The organism is Paenibacillus sp. FSL H8-0332 (genome assembly GCF_037963835.1).
Classification (GTDB): domain Bacteria; phylum Bacillota; class Bacilli; order Paenibacillales; family Paenibacillaceae; genus Paenibacillus_AQ; species Paenibacillus_AQ rhizoplanae.
The window spans coordinates 1,468,238-1,485,648 of the sequence record NZ_CP150145.1 but is presented as its reverse complement, the minus strand read 5'-3'; the positions used below and the strand labels follow the sequence as shown (position 1 = coordinate 1,485,648).

Below are 17,411 nucleotides of genomic sequence, written 5' to 3'. Positions count from 1 at the left end.
GATGGCGGGCTGGACTGGGGTAGGGTGGAAGAGGTGCGTGCGCTGAATTCAGGGGCACTTGTGCTCCTGATTTGCTCATTTCGGCCGTTTGCACTGAATTCAAGTGCACTAATGCTCCTCATTTCCGCTCGCCGCTGACTTTTGCCGAATTCGGGTGCACTAATGCTCCTGATTTGCTCATTTCGGCCGTTTGCGCCGAATTCAAGTGCACTAATGCTCCTCATTTCCGCTCGCCGCTGACTTTTGCCGAATTCGGGTGCACTAACTCTTAAGCCCCCTAATCAAAGTGGAGACCTTGACATGTAAGAGGTACACTAAGAAGAGGGAGTGGAGCCGATGAGAAGCAACAAGTTGTATGACGAACAGCGGATCAAAGTAGCCCAAGAAGCGATCAATGGAACCAAGGTTTCCTTCCTGGCCCGAAAGTATTCCGTCTCTCCCAGCACCATTGCCAATTGGGTGAAGTTCTACAAAGAACGATTTGGAGAAGAGGCCACTCCGTCCGTCCAAGAACGGATTGAAGATGCGGAGCGTGTCCAAGATCTGGAGACGAAGATGGAGACGGCCATTAAGTTATTGGGTGAAAAGGATCTGGAAATCGAACTGCTGCGTGAACTCTTAAAAAAAGCCAACCCCGCTTACAAGACAAACTCGAACTGGCCGACGAAGCGATAAAGCGGGGTTATTCGGCTACACTGGTTCTACGTATCGTGGAGGTTCAACCTTCCACCTATTATGCGCATAAAAAACGTTTCCTGGGGCTTTGGAGTGCCCCGGATGCGGTCGTGACTTCGGGTCGTCCGATCCCCGCCTATTCCCTCACTACCGGCGGTCTGCGGGTCAGTGACCTACAGATCGAGGAGTGGCTGAGTGAGCTGGTAGAGGGCGAGGAGAACGGCTATGGCTACCGGAACCTGGCGTATGCCCTATCGGTCCAGCAGGGCTTAATCCTCAACCACAAGAAGGCGTACCGGCTGTGCAAGAAGCTCGGATTGCTTCAGAAAAAGCCGGTGAGGAACCTAAAATACCCTCGACGTTTAGCGCGAAATCGAGTGGTCACCGGCCCCAACCAACTCTGGCAGATTGACATTAAATATGGATACATTCATGGCTACGACCGCTTCTTTTTTATCTTTGATATGATTGATGTGTTTGACCGCTGTATCGTCGGCTACCACGTGGGCGCGAGCTGTACAGCGAAGCAAGTCTGTGCCACGTTAAGGGAGGCGCTGGGCCGACGTTTACAGCCTGGAGATCCCTCACCGGTGATCCGTTCCGATAACGGCCCGCAATTCCTAAGCGACGTCTTTGGCGAGCTGTGTGCGGAAACGCAGCGTCCTCTGGAGCATGAGCGGATTCCTCCAAAAACGCCGAATATGAACGCCTACATTGAGTCGTTTCACAGTATTTTGGAGAGAGATTTGTACACGAAAAGGTACTTTGAAACGTTTGAAGAAGCCTATGAAGCGGTCGCAGTTTATATTAATTTTTACAACGAGCGCCGTTTTCATGGCAGTTTGCAGCGCATGAGCCCCAAGCAATACCACGCCGCATGGAAAGCAGGCAAGCTAAAACCGATAGAAATAAAGCTGTAAACAAGATCCTGCGAAAACACGAGTTTTTAGCAGAATGTCTCCATAATTAGGGGGCCGAACCGCTAATGCTCCTGATTTGCTCATTTCGGCCGTTTGCACTGAATTCAAGTGCACTAATGCTCCTCATTTCCGCTCGCCGCTGACTTTTGCCGAATTCGGGTGCACTAATGCTCCTGATTTGCTCATTTCGGCCGTTTGCGCCGAATTCAAGTGCACTAATGCTCCTCATTTCCGCTCGCCGCTGACTTTTGCCGAATTCGGGTGCACTAATGCTCCTGAATGGCTCATTTCGGCCGTTTGCGCTAAATTCAAGGGCACTTGTGCCCCTCATTTGCCTCCCTCTTCCCACCCGGCAGCCTATTAGAGGGATTTATACACTTGATTTCCTCATTCAAGGTATTTCCGGCAAGATTAGAGGGATTTATACACTTGATTCCCTCATTCAGGGTATTTCCGGCAAGATTAGAGGGATTTATCCCTCTAATCTCACCATGCAGCTACGCTTCCGGCCTACGGTGATCAGGGGAGAAGGCGGAAGACCGTCTCACCTTCCGCGACCACCAAAAAAGGCTATCCCCGTCACTGCTGACAGCGGGATAGCCAAATCACTCAGTTACTTCACACCATTCTCATTCTAGCTCACCTGGCTCAACATCCAGCCCACTCTACTCGCCTTCCGCAATCCATCACCCGGCAGCTTCCGCTTAGACCAGCTTCACCAGGCTGTAATTCTTCTTGCCCTTGCGGACGATGATGAACTTGCCGCCGATGGCATCTGCAGCTGTAATCTCCGTCTCCAGCTCATTCACACGCTCCCCGTTGATCGAGATTGCGCCCTTAGTAATATCCTCACGCGCCTGGCGCTTGGACGGCTCCACTCCCAGGTCCACCAGCCAGTCTACAATGTTCTTGGTCTCAGTTCCCGCCGTGAAGGTCGGCATTTCCTTGAAGCCTTCCTCGATTTCGTCGGCAGTCAGCGACCGGATATCGCCGCTGAACAGCGCCGCGCTGATGCGCTTGGCCTGCTCCAGCAGCTCCTCGCTGTGTACGAACCGGGTCATTTCCTCAGCCAGCGCTTTTTGCGCTTCGCGTTTATGCGGCTCGGTAGCTACCTTTTCTTCCAGCGCTTCGATCTCCTCTTTGCTCAGGAAGGTGAAGTACTTCAGGTATTTGACCACATCCCGGTCATCGGTGTTCGCCCAGAACTGGTAGAACTCGTAAGGTGTGGTCTGCTTCGGATCGAGCCAGATGGCGCCGCCGGCGGATTTGCCGAACTTCGTCCCGTCAGCCTTCAGCATAAGCGGAATGGTCAGGCCGAAGGCTTTGGCTTCGTTGCCTTCTTTTTTACGGATCAGATCCAGGCCGCTGGTAATATTTCCCCATTGGTCCGAGCCGCCGATCTGCAGCTGCACATCCTCGTGCTGGAACAGGTGCAGGTAGTCCATAGACTGCAGGATCTGGTAGGAGAATTCGGTGAACGAGATCCCGCTGTCCAGACGGCTGGCGACAACATCCTTGGCGAGCATGGTGTTGATGCTGAAGTTTTTGCCGATGTCGCGCAGGAATTCGATAACATTCATATCCTTGGTCCAGTCGTAGTTGTTCACCATCCGCACCTGGTTGTCGCCGTCAGTAAGGAACAGCTTCTTCATCTGGGCGGTCAGGGCGTCCACATTCGCCTGCACCTGCTCCAGCGTCTGCAAAGAGCGCTCACTCTGGCGTCCGCTCGGATCGCCGATCGTTCCCGTAGCTCCCCCGATCAGAATGACCGGACGGTGGCCGGCCAGCTGGAAGCGCCGCAGCATCATGAACGGAATCAGGTGGCCGATATGCATGCTGTCGCCTGTCGGGTCCACGCCGCAATACAGCGATACCGCCTTCGTATTCGTTAATTCACGCAGTCCGTCCGCATCTGTCTGCTGGTTAATGGCATCGCGCCATAATAGCTCGTCGATAATGTTCAACATGTACAGCCCCTTTTGTGTATGTGATTGTTCTATATCCCTTGATATCCGTCAAAAAAACCGCAGCTATACCGCATCAGCCTCAGAAGCTTAAGCCCGCCACGCACCCAGCCAGCAAACCGCACAGACAACAAAAAATCGCCCCTTGTCTATTCAGACACAGGGACGATTAGTATTAACCGTGTTACCACCCAAATTGCACAGACCTAATACCGCAGGCAGGTCCGTACCACTCTCAGGCGAGTTATCGTTCGCTTAGCTCCGCTTGGCATTACCCAAGATACTCCCGAGGCGTAATTCGCAGTCCGCTTGTGTGTACCGGGTTCCATCGACCCCCGGCTCTCTGGGAACAGGGACAAGGCTGCTACTGGCTCGTTCAACGTATACCAACTATAAGATTACAGAAAGTATAGCCGCTCCGCAAAAGGTTGTCAATGCAGAGCACCACCGCAATTAAACCGCCTGCTCCGGCAGCGAGAAAAATGTTACATGCACCTGAATCCGTGATACATTAGGTAGAGGAAACAACCGTTCTTCAAAGCACATTACATTACCTTAAGACAAAGGAGAGTCAGCAGCTTATGAAGAGTATCGCAGTGTTCTGCGGTTCCAGTGAAGGGGCTTCGCCCGTATACAAGGAATCCGCTATTCTACTCGGCAAGGAGCTTGCCGCACGTAACATTACGCTGATCTATGGCGGAGCTACTGTAGGCTTGATGGGCGCTATTGCAGATAGCGTGATGCAGGCGGGAGGCCGCGTGATCGGGGTGCTGCCGCATTTTCTGAAGCAAAGGGAAATCGAGCACACCCGTCTGACGGAGCTGATTATGGTAGACTCTATGCACGAACGGAAGCTTAAGATGTCTGAGCTGGCGGACGGATTCATTGCTATGCCGGGCGGCCCGGGCACGATGGAGGAGTATTTCGAGATCTTCACCTGGGCTCAGCTCGGCCTGCATCAGAAGCCCTGCGGACTGCTTAATGTGAATCATTATTATGATCCGCTGATTACCCTGTTCAGCAACATGGCCCGGGAACAATTCATGCAGGAGAAGCATCATTCCATCATGCTGAACGCTACCACGCCGGAGGGCATTTTGCAGCAGTTCGCAGAGTATACCCCGCCTCCAGTGAAGCAATATCTTACAGATGAGCGCATTTGAAAAGTCTCTGCCTTCCTTATAACGCAATATACTATGCGCGAGACTGCAGCTATAGCCTGACCTAAGTAGCCTGCCTGTTCCTGCCAGAAAGAGGTTATACCTATGTCGTTGTCTGCTTATTCCGGTTATGATGCGCTGGGGCTTGCCGCCCTAGTTAAGGCACGGGAGGTGTCAGCACATGAGCTTGTGGAAGCCGCCTACGCCCGGATGGATGAGGTGAATCCTCTGCTGAATGCGGTGGTACGCACCCGCCGGGAGGCCGCGCTGAAGGAGGCCATGGAAATGCCCGTAGATCCGGACGACTTCACCCGCCCCTTCGCCGGCGTCCCCTTCCTGCTGAAGGATATCTCCCAGGCGATTGGCGGCGAACCGCTGACCTCGGGCGCTCTGCTGATGAAGGACAATGTAGCGAAGCGGGACTCTAACTATGTGGCCCGTATCCGGCGCGGCGGCTTCATCCCGCTGGGCCATACGAATACGCCGGAATTCGGGCTGAAAAACATCACCGAGCCCCTGCTCCACGGCCCGGCCCGCAATCCCTGGAACCCCGCCTGTTCACCCGGCGGCTCCAGCGGCGGTGCGGCGGCAGCGGTTGCCGCCGGGATCGTCCCGGCCGCCGGAGCCAGTGACGGCGGCGGCTCCATCCGCATACCGGCCTCGTTCACCGGCCTGTTCGGGCTGAAGCCGACGCGCGGGCGTACGCCGGTCGGCCCGGGGATCGGCCGCCAGTGGCAGGGCGCGTCGATTGATTTTGCGCTGACCCGCTCTGTGCGGGATAGCGCCGCGATGCTGGATCTGCTGCAGGTGGTGCAGCCGGAAGCGGCTTTTCAGACGCCGCTGTATACGGGCGTCTACCTGGACGATCTGCTGAAGCCTGCGCAGCGGAAGCTGCGGATCGCCTTCACCACCGCTTCGCCGGTGGGAACACCGGTATCCGCTGAGGCGGTAGAGGCCGTGCGGAAGACGGTCAAGTGGCTGGAGTCCGAGGGCTATGAGGTGGAAGAGAAGCTGAGCCCGGTCAACGGGGTGCGGCTGATGGACAACTACTATACGATGAACGCCGGAGAAGTATCCGCCATGTTCCTGTCGCTGGAGAGCGCCATGGGCCGTGCAATTAAGGCAGAGGAAGTGGATATTGTCACCTGGGTGCTGGCCGAAGCCGGGAAGCAGGTCTCGGCGGCAGAATTCGTGCACAGTCTGCACGAATGGGATGTAGCCGCTGCGCAAATGGCCGCGCTGATGGACCGCTTCGATCTGTATATTACTCCGGCTAATGCAGACTCCGCCCCGAAGGTCGGAGAGCTGACCCAGACCACGGCGGAGACAGAGAAGCTGATGCAGATCAGCGGGCTGCCGAAGGACGCGCAGCGGCGGATGATCTACGAGATGTTCGAGCCGAGCCTGACGTACACGCCCTTCACCCAGCTTGCCAACCTGACCGGCCAGCCCGCCATGAGCGTGCCGGTGCATCTTACGGCCGAAGGAATGCCGGTCGGCGTCCAGGTCATGGCCTCCAAAGGGCGCGAGGACCTGCTGCTCCAGCTCGCCGCTTGTCTGGAGCAATCCCCGCTGTGGGTGGGGATGAGCGGGAATGCAGGCTTTGCTTGAAGCCTGTTCCGTTGCCTGAATACAATTAGACACAAAGGGCCGTCCGCAGCGTTACTTCACGCTGCGGACGGCCCTTATGCTGTGATGTCTACGGCAGCTTCCATCGACTTCCGAGCCCCATCAGCCCTCTTCCAGAAAAGTTGCATTGAACTTCTGCAGCAGCTCCCCGAAGGAATGCCCCTCCTCCTCCGACCAGCCCTTTAGCAGTTGTTCGATCATCTCCTGCCGGACCTGCCGGTTCTCCTCCAGACTCGCTTGGCCCGTCTCCGTAATCTGCAGCGAATAGGCCCGCCCGTCCACAGGGTCCGGTACCCGGGTGATATACCCCTTGCTCTCCAGTGAGGCAGCCTGTCGGCTGACCGTAGAAATATCCAACTGAAACTCATCGGAGATTACCTTTATCCCGGCAGTTCCCTCACGAGATGCAATGTGATGCAGCAGCAGGTAGGCCGCACGATCCAGATTGCCGATTTTTTTGAACGTGGTAATGGAAGTGAGCCGGCGGAACAGAACCGCCATTTCCAGCTCTATTGTCTCAATTGAATGTTTGTCCATGCCGGTTGCCCCTCTTCTCTTTTATTCATTGACTTTACTCTTTCCACTTGTATAATACAAGTATATACTTTCATGATACAACTTATTTATGCAAAAGCTAATTTTCAGGGGGAACCGGTATGAAAGCCCATGAATTCATGGTCCGTCAGGTGTACAAGGTTAAGCAGGAAGACACCGTACGGACTTTTATTGAGAAATGTATTGCCCACCGGATCAGCGGTATGCCTGTCGTGAATGACCGGAATGAGATTGTCGCCTACCTCAGCGACGGGGATATTATGCGCTATATCGGCAGGCATGAGGATCTGATTGTGGATTCTTTTTTCCAGATTAATGTGTTCGTCGGGGATAATGAGCTGTTCGAGGAACGGGCGCAGAAGCTGCTGGGTCTGAACGTAATGGCTATCGCCAAGAAGAAGGTCATCACTGTGCATGCTGAAGAGGACCTCGAAGTCATCGCCACCATCCTCGGCAAAAAGCAGATCAAAAAGGTTCCCGTTGAACGGAACCATGTGCTGGTCGGCATTATCAGCCGCGGCGATGTGATCCGTCATTCCTTCAAGGCGCTGCTCTAGCCTCAGCCCTGTGTCCCGGAACAGCGCCCGTTTATGCCCGCATGCATACTCCGGCAAGCCGCTCCCTGCTTTCACCCCCGGTTAGACTCTTCTTTCATTCTCTCCCTGTGATAGTTGCGGCCCCCTGATTTTTATGTCATTGTAAAATCAGGTCTAGTACATCATAAGGAGAGAATCGTCTGTGCTGCTTATTCAAGAAATCATCGCCAATCCCAAAGCCAGGGAAATCTACCTCACCGTAAGAACACATGGTACCGTCTCCAAGCAGACCCTGCTGGAAGAAAGCGGACTGACGATAAGCACCTTAACGCGTATACTGGACGAATTGCTGTCCCGGGAGCTTCTGGTTGAAGTCGGCTTCGGCGAATCCACCGGAGGACGCCGCCCTACCCTCTATGAGACGAATCCGTCTTACGCTTATCTGCTGGGACTGGAGATCTCCCGTACCCATGCCAAGCTTGTGCTGACGGACTTTCATCTGCGGCTGCTGGGCGAGTATACCTGGAGCATGGATGCGGGGCTTACCCCCGAGCTGCTGATGGACTCGCTCCACAAACAAGCCTCGCAGATGCTTGACGCAGCCTCCATCCAGCTTAGCCGGGTCGCCGGACTTGGCATCGGCGCAGTCGGTCCGCTGGACCGCACGGCCGGAGTCATCCTGAATCCGGCCCGTTTTCCTGCAGAGGGTTGGTCACAGGTACATATCAAGGTACAGCTCGAGCAGCGCCTGGGGGTGCCTGTCTATCTGGATAATGGAGCCAATACGGCTCTGCTTGGCGAATACTGGGCCAGCAGCAACCGGATGCAGCAGCATCTTCTCTATCTCCATGCCGGGATCGGCCTGCGCTCCGCCATTATGAACGATGGACGGTTGCTCTACGGCATGACCGATACCGAAGGCGCAGTCGGGCAGATGATCATTGACCGCCCGGGAGTGCCGCCGCAGATTCCCGGCGGCAACGCCGGGGCCTGGGAGAGCTATGTGTCGGTCCGGACGCTGGAGGGGCAAGCCCGCGAAGCCTGGCGGCTGGGCAGCAGCACAAGCCTCCGTGCTCTGGCAGAGCATGCGGAGGCTTTAGAATTCGCCCATCTGCTGGAAGCGCTCCAGGAGCGCGATCCAGTGATGGTCCGGTTATTCGATGAGATGGCGGTAGCCTGCGGCATCGGGCTGGCGAATCTGATCAATATCCTCCACCCGGAGGAGGTCATCCTGGGCGGCCCGCTGTTCCTCGCCGCAGATTTCTACGAGACAGCCACACAGATCGCGCTGGAGCGGACCTACTACCGGGGACAGTATAACGTCCGCTTCACCCGGAGCAGCTTGGGCGAGCGCGCTGTCGCAACAGGCGCCTGTGCTCTGGTGCTGCACCAGTTGACGAGCTGACGGTGCCCAACGCCCGCATTGGGCCCAATCAGGTGTATTTATACACCTCATTCCTGCCCTGCGCCCGCTTTCGGCCCAATCAGGTGTATTTATACACCTCATTCCTGCCCAATGCCAACTTTCGGCCAATTCAGGTGCATTTCTACACCTCATTCCCGCCCAATGCCAACTTTCGGCCAATTCAGGTGCATTTCTACACCTCATTCCCGCCCTGCGCCCGCTTTTGGTTAGCGGTGCTGGTTAGGCTCCTCGCTTTGTTGCACCTTATGCAGGATTTCTCTAAATTGGTTACTGGCTGTGGAGATATTGTTGCAGCTTTTACAGGAATTTCGGCGATCCGGTGCTAGTTAGAGCTGTATTGTTGCCCTTTGTGCATGATTTCCGCCTTGGTTGCTCCTATGAAGCTATATTGTTGCACTTTATGCATAATCTGCCTACGGTCACTGCTACTGAGCTAGAAATGTTACATTTTAAGCACACTCTGCTCAAGCCGCTCCTACTGAGTTAGAATTGTTGCACTTTATTCCCACTCCACTCGAGCCGACCCTATTGAGCCAGCATCCCCCACTACCGCTCCTCATTCCCGCTTTCAGCCAGCTTGCAACTTTACTTATTCCCCCGGCTCCAGACAAAGCCGGAGCAGATCATCCACATGGGCCGTTGCCAGACATTCCACCGTATCCGCTGCACCGTAATAGATCTTGACCTCGCCGTCAGCCTCCAGAATCATTCCGCCGGGAAAAATCACATGATTGCGGAAGCCCCCGCTGATCTCATAATCCGTCTCCGGTGCCAGCAGCGGCTGTCTGCTCATGCCGATCACCTTGCGGGGGTCCTCCAGATCCAGCAGCATAATTCCGGCGGTGTAGCGCTTCTTCCAGGTGTCTTCCCAACCGTGCTTGCCTCTGGCCGGGTCTACATCCACCGCATGGAAGGTGGTCAGCCAGCCCTTGTCCGTCCGGACGGGAGGCGCGGCTGGACCGACCTTGTCATTGGCAAACGGCACCTGCTCGACGGCGAGCAGCAGGCTGGAGTTGCCCCAATGCACAAGGTCCGGCGACTCGGAGATCCAGGCGTCGAAGCGGTCCCGGCCGCCGCGGCTGTACACCGTGAAGGGACGCTCCAGCCGGACATATTTGCCGCCGATGGGCTCGGGAAACAGCACTATATTGCGCAGGTCCGGTGTAGACAGGCTGAGTACCTCGAAGTGTTCCAGATCATCGGTGACGGCAATTCCGCCGCGGATGCCATGGCGTGTATCCACGGCAAAGCACATATAACAGCGGCCGCCGAGCACGGTCAGGCGCGGGTCGTAGGCACGGATAATTTCCTCATCGTGCATTTTGAACACCGGCTTCGGGCCGGCGGTCCAGCTCAGCCCGTCGTCGCTGTAGGCAATGCCGAGATCTGTGGTGTGGTGCGGCTCAAGCGTCTGATCGGCCAGTGAGCCGTAATCATTGCGGAAGATCATCACATATTTGCCGTTAAATTTCGTTACACCGGCATTGAATACCAGTGCGGTGGGGTAAGGAACCTTCGCTGCATCCAGCACCGGATTGCCCGGATACCTCCGGATGAACGGGGCGGATTGCAGAATCGCCGGAATGTGTAGTGTCATGGGGTGTACCTCCTTAAATGTTGAATGTTGAGTGTTTCATGTTGTCTATAGTCTGTGCAGGACCGGACAGCTACCCCTTCAGGGAACCGGCCGTCATCTGCATGAAGGATTTGTTGGCAAACAGATAGGCGACGAGAATCGGCAGAATGGATAAGCAGGCTCCCGCCATCATGTAGTGGGTCTGGGAAGCGGCCGAAATCCCGTATTTCAGGTTCGCCAGCCCGACAGTCAGCGTCTGCAGCTCCGGCTTCGTCATCGTGAACACGAGCGGCAGCAGATATTCATTCCACGCGCCGCGGAAGGTGAACAGGGCACCTACGCCGAGTCCGGGTCCGAGCAGCGGCAGAATAATCCGCCAGAAGGTGCGTCCGGGAGAGCTGCCGTCCATCAGCGCTGCCTCATCCAGCTCACGGGGAATCCCCTTCATGAAGCTGGAGAGAATGAAGAAGATTGAAGCATGGGCGGAGATCAGAATCAGGATAACCCCCCACAGGCTGCTGTGCAGATGAAGCTTGACCATCAGATCGAACTGCGGACGCAGCACGACCGCCCCTACAGCCACGAACATAGTGAAGGACTGAAGTCCGATATACAATTTTTTGCCGGCAAAATCCATCCGGTCCACCACATAAGCCGCCATGGATGATACCAGCAGCGTGCCGACCACCGCCGCCAGGGAGACCAGCAGGCTGTTCAGCGTATATCTGGAGAAATTCGCCTGCGACCAGGCTTCGCCATAGTTCGAGAAGTGCCAGCTCTCCGGCAGGAAGGTCGCTCCCGCGGTCAGCTCAGCATTGGTCTTGAAGGAGCCCAGGATAGTGATCACAACCGGAATCAGGGTGATAAAAGCAAACGCCAGCAAAAAAATCCACAGGATGATATTGCTCAGTATGGTTCTTAGTCTCATAATAGCCTCTCTCCTCAATCGGTCTGATTCATGCGTCTGGATGCGTAGAAATAAATGAGTGATATCATCCCTACAATGACCGCAGACACAAAGGCAACCGCACTGCCGTATCCGAATTCCTGGACCTGAACAGCCGCGCTGCCCCCGCCGACAGGGAAAAATAATTTGTACAAATACAGGAACATGACCTCTGTCTTGCCTACAGGACCGCCTTCAGTCAGTACCATGATGCTCTCGTAGCCCTTCAGGGCTGTAATGATCGCCAGCATAATAACCATCTGCATGACAGGTCCGAGCATTGGCAGAGTGACATAGCGGAACTGCTGAATTTTCCCTGCCCCGTCCAGGGAAGAGGCTTCATACACATCCTCCGGGATATTCTGCAGACCGGCGAGGAAAAGCAGCATGTAATTGCCGACCGCGCCCCAGGCCGCAACCAGAATGACGGTGAGCATGGCATATTTCGGCCCCAGCCAGTCCACGCCGGAATCCGAGAGACCCGAGCGGATCAGGAACTGGTTGAGAATCCCGTTATATGAGTTAAAGATCGTGAAGAACACTACAGCCATTACGGCGGTACTGATGACGGTCGGCATGAAGAAAATCCCCCGCAGCAGCTGTCTGCCCCGCAGTCCCCGGTTCAATATGGCGGCCAGCAGCAGGGCCAGCGGAATGGTGATCAGCAGCTTGCCGCCTGCATAGACAAACGTATTCACCACCGAATCCCAGAACTGGGTGTCCTTCAGGATGCGGCTGAAATTGGCCAAGCCTGTAAACCGGGCCGTTCCGAACCCTTTGTAATCATAGAACATATAGCGGAATGCCCAGGCAATCGGGTAAATTCCGAGGACTAACGTGAGCAAGGCACTTGGAAAAAGAAAGCTATATGAAAATAAAGCATGTTTCGTTTTGTTCATCTGGTTTCTTCCGGCTCCTCTCCCTTGCGGCCAGAGCAGAGGGATGGGGAAGCTGCTTCCCCATCCCCCGCTATCCCGGCCTGTATCTCTATCCCTAACCTTCTATCTACTTGGCGAACTTGCCGCCCAGAGCGGCGGGATCAAAGCCGGCATCCGGCTCGGCCTTCACGCCGTCATTCGCAATCACACTGTCCAGTGCAGCGTTATAGCGTTTGTTCAGATCAGCGATAATTGCCTTCAGGTCGCCGCCGTTCAGCATATATTTGAAGAAGGCGTCATCCGATTTCATTCCTTCCGGTGCTACAGACGGATAGACCGGCCACACCCCATCGTTCTTGTTCGGCAGGAAGCCTTCAATGCCATTCACATCCGGTGTCTTGGCTGCTGCGCTGACGGATGGAACCATGGAGATACCGAAGCCCTTTTCCTGATAATCCGTCAGCACCTGATCGCCGTACATGAACTCCATGAACTTCCAGGCTGCTTCTTTGTGCTCTGATTTCGAGCTCAGCGCCAGCCATTGTCCTCCGAGGAAGCCGGAAGCCCCCTTCACATTACCGTCGATGGTAGGAACCGGAGCTGCCGCCCAGTCGATCTTGGCCGGGAACTGATTCTTATAGACGCCCGGCTCCGAGGAGTAGGACATATACATTCCGATCTTACCTTCCGCAAACTGTGCCCGCAGCGGATCAATATCCAGCGATTCTACACCCGGCAGCATGCTGCCGTCGTCCTTGATCTGCTTAAAGGCATTGATGATCGGCTCGAAGCCGCTGAAGTCGTAGCGGGCCGTCTTGAAATCATACCCGAAGCCGCCATAGCCGCTCATCTCCGCAATCACCCGTGCCGAACGCGCGAACGCACTGCCGGGGCTCTTGAAGTTAAGGGCGAAGCCGTAAGCGCCGTCCGCTTTGCCGGCTTCTGTCAATTTCTTGGCTGTATCCACCAGCTCCTGCAGGGTAGCCGGCGGATGCTCAATGCCCGCTTTGGCGAACAGTTCCTTGTTGTACACCAGACGCATGGTCGTTCCATAGTTCGGCAGACTGTAACGCTTGCCATCGAATTCGTTCAGATCCGGCATAGCCGGGAATTTCGCCTTCAGCTCATCGCTCAGGAACTCGTCAATCGGAGCTAGAAAGCCTTTTTTGTAGAAGGTCTGGACGGTATTCTCCTTCACCCGGATCACATCCGGCGCATCAGAGGTCTGGAAGGACAGATCAAGTGCGGTATCAAAGTCATCTCCCTTGACGACCAGTTCCACTTCAATCCCGCCCTTATTGGATGCATTGAACTCGGCTACCTTCTCCTTCACAAAATCTGCATCATGGCGGTCGCCTGTCCAGTAGCTGATTTTAGTTTTTTCCCCCGAACCAGCTTTCGCCCCGTCTCCCGTGCCTTCAGTTGCATTGCCGCCGCCACTGTTACCGTTGCCGCAGGCTGCTAAGCCAAGTGCCAGAACTAGGCTCAGAGATGTCATTAGCATACGCTTCATCATTGGTTGTGCCCCCTTATATATCCCTTATGTACTCGCTTACAATCTGATTATAGACGGATTGGCGCATCTGGATAAGGCGGGTAAACCCACATTAAGGGCAGATTTCTGCAGGAGTTAGATACAGACAAGGGAGGTCATTTCCGCCCTGCGGAAATCCCTCCCTTGCTGATGCCTATTCTTTTCCAAGATAATGCAATTTGAACTCGGACGGTGTCATGCCGGTATATTTCTTGAACACCTCGCTGAAATAGCGCCTGTGCTCATACCCGAGATCCTGGGCGATCTCCTGAACCTGCCGGCCGCTAATCAGCATCGCCTTCGCCTTCTCCATCTTCTCATGCATCACATACTGCTGGAACGAAATCCCCTGCACCTTCTTGAACAGATTGGAGAAATACCCCTGGCTGAGGTTAATCTGCTTCGCTACCTGCTCCAGCGACAGCCCTGTATCCAGATGACTATGGATATAAGTGACGGCCTGACGGATAATCCGCGTCGATTCCTGAGAACGGGCCTCCACCACCAGAGCACAGGCCTCCCGGCACAGCCAGGACAGCAGGTCCCGGATATCCTGCAGGGAAGGATGCACCTGGTTCTTCATGGCGGCAATTCTGAGTTCCAGCGGCTCCACCTGCCCGTAAGGGAACTGCTCCAGCAGAACGCGGCAGATCCTGAAGCTCAGCTCAAAGCCGACGCTTTCAACATAACGCGGCTCGGGCAAAAGCCCGCTGTCCAGCAGCTCCGCGAACAGCTGGTCCAGCATCTGCAGGCTTTTGGCGGAATTGCCGGAACGCAGGGCGAACAACAGCTCCTGCTCGGCGGCAGCGGAATAGCTGTGGAGCGAGAGTGGTTTATTCTCGATATTACTATAATGATATACACCGTTGCCTCCGGTATAGAAATGATATCCCAGAGCGCTAAGCGCCTGCCTGTAAGCCGTACCCAGCTCCTGAATCGCCGCCGTGCCCAGGCCCACGCCAATAGAAATGGTATGTCGGGAGAAGCGGCTTACATTCATGCAGCAAGCCTCCGTTATCAGCGCGGCGGTGTCCGGGTCCGAGCCGTTCATGATGCAGACGTACCGGTCTGTCGCCTCCCGGATAATAACGCCGCGGGTCAGGGCGGAAATCGTCTCTTCGAGAATATTATGCAGGCTGAACCTTAGCAGCTCGACCTCCTGCACAGGCTGGCCGCTCAGCTTCTCCGCGAAATGATCAATCTCGGCGACAAACACGAAGAAATCATGCTGGTTCAGCGGGATATCGAGATAGGCCCAGCGGGAACGGGCATCCGATTCTGTCGTCTGGTGGTGCAGCAGGAAGGTGAGATATTCCTGGCGGAGAATAGGCAGACTTTCCCTGATTTTGGTCTCCATCACAGCAAGTCTGGCAGTCTCCTGACGTTCCTCCCGGCACAGCTCCCTGGCCTTCAGCACTGCATTCACAATCTCCTCCAGGGAAAAGGGCTTCTTCACGAAATCAAGCGCCCCCAGCCGGATGGCTTCCTGGGCATAAGAGAACTCCGAGTACGCGCTGAGGATAATAATTTTGCAGTCCGGCAGCACCTCCAGAATTGCCCGGGTCATCTGCAGGCCGTCCATTCTTGGCATCTTGATATCCGTCAGCACAATGTCCGGCCGGGTCTCGCCGATAATCCGTAGCCCCGCTTCCCCGTCAAGCGCCGTACCGGCGACCTCAATACCGTGCTCCTGCCATGGCGGTTTGCGCGAGACCATGTCCACCACACTTTTGATATCGTCAATTACACATAATTTGAACCTTTCCGGCTCCAGCTTCCGGTCCATCCTTCAACTCTCCTCCCTAGGCGGAATCCACAGATCCATCCGTGATCCCTTACATGGTTCGCCGCCAACGTCCATACGGGCTTCAGCCCCGTAATACAAGACCAGCCGGTGCCTGATGTTGAACAGGGCATAGCCCTTCCTGGACTGCGGAGGATTGTCCATCCCCTGCCTGACCCGTGCAGGATCAAGCCCCCGCCCGTTGTCGGTAATGCTAATATGCAGCAGCCCCTGCTCCCGGCTGACCGCGATGTCTATCCTGCCTCCTATTGTCCGGTCGCTGAATCCATGCTGAATGCTGTTCTCCACCACCGGCTGCAGGATAATCTTCGGCAGCAGGCAGGACAGCAGGGCCTCGTCTTCTACCGTCACCGTGTATTCGAACAGACCTTCATAGCATTTCTGCTGAATAGCGAAATACTGCCGCATGTGGGACAGCTCATCCGCAAGGGTAATCAGATCCTTGCCGCCGCTGAGCCCGATCTGGAACATCTGCGACAACGACAGGATCATCTCGTTCACATCGTCATTCTCGCCCATGACCGATTTGCAATAGATGGTATTGAGTGTATTGTACAGAAAGTGCGGCTCCATCTGCGCCGTAAGGGCACGGATCTCTGCATGCCGCTTGTCCTCCTCCTTGCTCTTCACATCCGCGATCAGCGTCTTAATCTCCGACATCATCCGGTTAAACTGAAAGCCGACCTGGGCAACCTCGTCCTCATAACGGCTCTCATACACCACACTGAGCTGGTTCTCTTCGACTCTGCGCATCAGCCGCCGCAGCTTGAAGAGAGGCTTCAGCAGCGCAGATGTCAGCTGATTGGAGATCAGCCAGGTGGCCAGCAGGAAGACAACGATGACATAGAGGGTGATGCGCTGCACCCGCTGCAGCTTGCCCAGCAGCTGGTCCCGCGACTGCATGCCGGAGATGATCCAGTCGGGTGATGAGGCTGAGCTTGTATAATTAACCAGATATTCCTTGCCGCCATAGCTGTAATAGTGATCCTGCGGATCGGCTGCTTTCCCGGCTTCGGCAAGCACCGGCTTCCAGGGGAACCTGCCCCGGAACGGCCAGCGGGACTCCACCACCGCCTCTCCTTCCCTGCTCACCAGATAATAATTCCTCCCTGCTTGTGCTCCGCCAGTATTCAGCAGCTCATCTATCCGGCCCTCCCTGATATTGACTACAATAAATACATTGCTGATCGGCGTGTAAGGGTATTCATAAATTCCCCGGACTACGAAGGAGACCACCCGCTGGCTGCCCGTGAACAACCGGTCATAATGTCCTTTGGCCCAATAGCCGCCCGGCTGCTCCTTGCTCAGATCATATAATTCCGAGCCGTAGAACGAGTTGTCCTGCGCCCGGATCTGCGTAGTGGAATAGAAATCGCCAATCGGGGTAACGATCAGCACGTTCTCAATGATCGGCTGATTGAACGTTGCCTGGGAGAGCACATATTGCAGATCCGACAGATGCACATAATAATTCGACACATCATGGCTGAACACATCGAGCATCATCTTGCGGTATGCATCGCTCAGCATCAGGGACTGCACGGACAGCGCCACATCATTCAGGCGGGAATCCAGCAGCTGTGCCGTCTTGCTTACAGTCTCCCGGCTGCCGGCGTAGGCATTATCCTCGATCTCCTGCGCGGCAATCCAATACGAGAAGCTGCCCATTGCACCGATGGACAGCGTGATCAGCACGATGAACGAGAACAGAATCCTCTGCTTAATGGATATCCGGTAATACCTGCCGGCGATCTGCCGCCGGAGCTTGCGGCCATAGTCTGTGAATGTATTCATGGTTCCCCCTTCTT

Annotated in this window: 14 protein-coding genes; 6 read left to right on the top strand and 8 right to left on the bottom strand. The window is 55.4% G+C overall.

The window, feature by feature from the left end; all coding sequences use genetic code 11:
- Positions 1-336: 336 nt before the first annotated feature.
- Positions 337-675, top strand: coding sequence for a helix-turn-helix domain-containing protein (locus tag NST43_RS06485; RefSeq protein WP_039310863.1), 339 nt, complete (start codon positions 337-339; stop codon positions 673-675).
- Positions 657-1,595 carry an IS3 family transposase gene (locus tag NST43_RS06480; protein ID WP_339225308.1) on the top strand — a complete coding sequence of 313 codons (939 nt, stop codon included), beginning with the start codon at positions 657-659 and terminating at the stop codon, positions 1,593-1,595. The genes NST43_RS06485 and NST43_RS06480 overlap by 19 nt, the downstream gene beginning before the upstream one ends.
- Before the next feature lie 704 nt (positions 1,596-2,299).
- Here the strand turns inward: NST43_RS06480 and tyrS are convergent.
- The gene (gene tyrS, locus NST43_RS06475) at positions 2,300-3,559 is read right to left on the bottom strand and encodes a tyrosine--tRNA ligase (protein WP_339225352.1); all 1,260 of its coding nucleotides are present in this window, start codon (positions 3,557-3,559) and stop codon (positions 2,300-2,302) included.
- Between the two features lie 581 nt (positions 3,560-4,140).
- Between tyrS and NST43_RS06470 the strand changes: the two genes are divergently transcribed.
- Together NST43_RS06470 and NST43_RS06465 are read left to right on the top strand one after the other, a co-directional pair.
- Positions 4,141-4,722 (top strand): TIGR00730 family Rossman fold protein, encoded by a 582-nt coding sequence (locus NST43_RS06470; RefSeq protein WP_339223217.1) that lies wholly within the window; start codon positions 4,141-4,143, stop codon positions 4,720-4,722.
- Between the two features lie 102 nt (positions 4,723-4,824).
- Positions 4,825-6,330, top strand: a complete 1,506-nt coding sequence (locus NST43_RS06465; protein WP_339223215.1) for an amidase — start codon at positions 4,825-4,827, stop codon at positions 6,328-6,330.
- A gap of 120 nt (positions 6,331-6,450) precedes the next feature.
- On the opposite strand, the gene NST43_RS06460 is transcribed toward NST43_RS06465, so the two are convergent.
- Positions 6,451-6,885: a MarR family transcriptional regulator gene (locus NST43_RS06460; RefSeq protein WP_339223213.1), complete on the bottom strand. Its 435-nt coding sequence runs from the start codon at positions 6,883-6,885 to the stop codon at positions 6,451-6,453.
- A 119-nt stretch (positions 6,886-7,004) separates the two neighbouring features.
- Here NST43_RS06460 and NST43_RS06455 point away from each other — a divergent pair, with 119 nt between their 5' ends.
- Positions 7,005-7,460, top strand: coding sequence for a CBS domain-containing protein (locus NST43_RS06455; protein WP_339223212.1), 456 nt, complete (start codon positions 7,005-7,007; stop codon positions 7,458-7,460).
- A gap of 181 nt (positions 7,461-7,641) precedes the next feature.
- Entirely contained in the window at positions 7,642-8,844 is a 1,203-nt protein-coding gene (locus NST43_RS06450) for an ROK family protein (protein ID WP_339223210.1), read from the top strand.
- A gap of 610 nt (positions 8,845-9,454) precedes the next feature.
- Here the strand turns inward: NST43_RS06450 and NST43_RS06445 are convergent.
- The 6 genes from NST43_RS06445 to NST43_RS06420 all read right to left on the bottom strand — a co-directional run bounded on the left by NST43_RS06445 (position 9,455) and on the right by NST43_RS06420 (position 17,397).
- Positions 9,455-10,462, bottom strand: coding sequence for a glycoside hydrolase family 130 protein (locus NST43_RS06445; protein ID WP_339223208.1), 1,008 nt, complete (start codon positions 10,460-10,462; stop codon positions 9,455-9,457).
- Between the two features lie 70 nt (positions 10,463-10,532).
- Positions 10,533-11,369 (bottom strand): carbohydrate ABC transporter permease, encoded by an 837-nt coding sequence (locus NST43_RS06440; protein WP_209993776.1) that lies wholly within the window; start codon positions 11,367-11,369, stop codon positions 10,533-10,535.
- Positions 11,370-11,383: 14 nt separating this feature from the next.
- Positions 11,384-12,286 (bottom strand): sugar ABC transporter permease, encoded by a 903-nt coding sequence (locus NST43_RS06435; RefSeq protein WP_209993777.1) that lies wholly within the window; start codon positions 12,284-12,286, stop codon positions 11,384-11,386.
- 106 nt (positions 12,287-12,392) lie between these two features.
- Positions 12,393-13,781, bottom strand: a complete 1,389-nt coding sequence (locus NST43_RS06430; RefSeq protein WP_339223206.1) for an extracellular solute-binding protein — start codon at positions 13,779-13,781, stop codon at positions 12,393-12,395.
- 172 nt (positions 13,782-13,953) lie between these two features.
- Positions 13,954-15,585, bottom strand: a complete 1,632-nt coding sequence (locus tag NST43_RS06425; RefSeq protein WP_339223205.1) for a response regulator — start codon at positions 15,583-15,585, stop codon at positions 13,954-13,956.
- Positions 15,586-15,588: 3 nt separating this feature from the next.
- Entirely contained in the window at positions 15,589-17,397 is a 1,809-nt protein-coding gene (locus NST43_RS06420) for a sensor histidine kinase (protein ID WP_339223203.1), read from the bottom strand.
- Between the last annotated feature and the right edge of the window lie 14 nt (positions 17,398-17,411).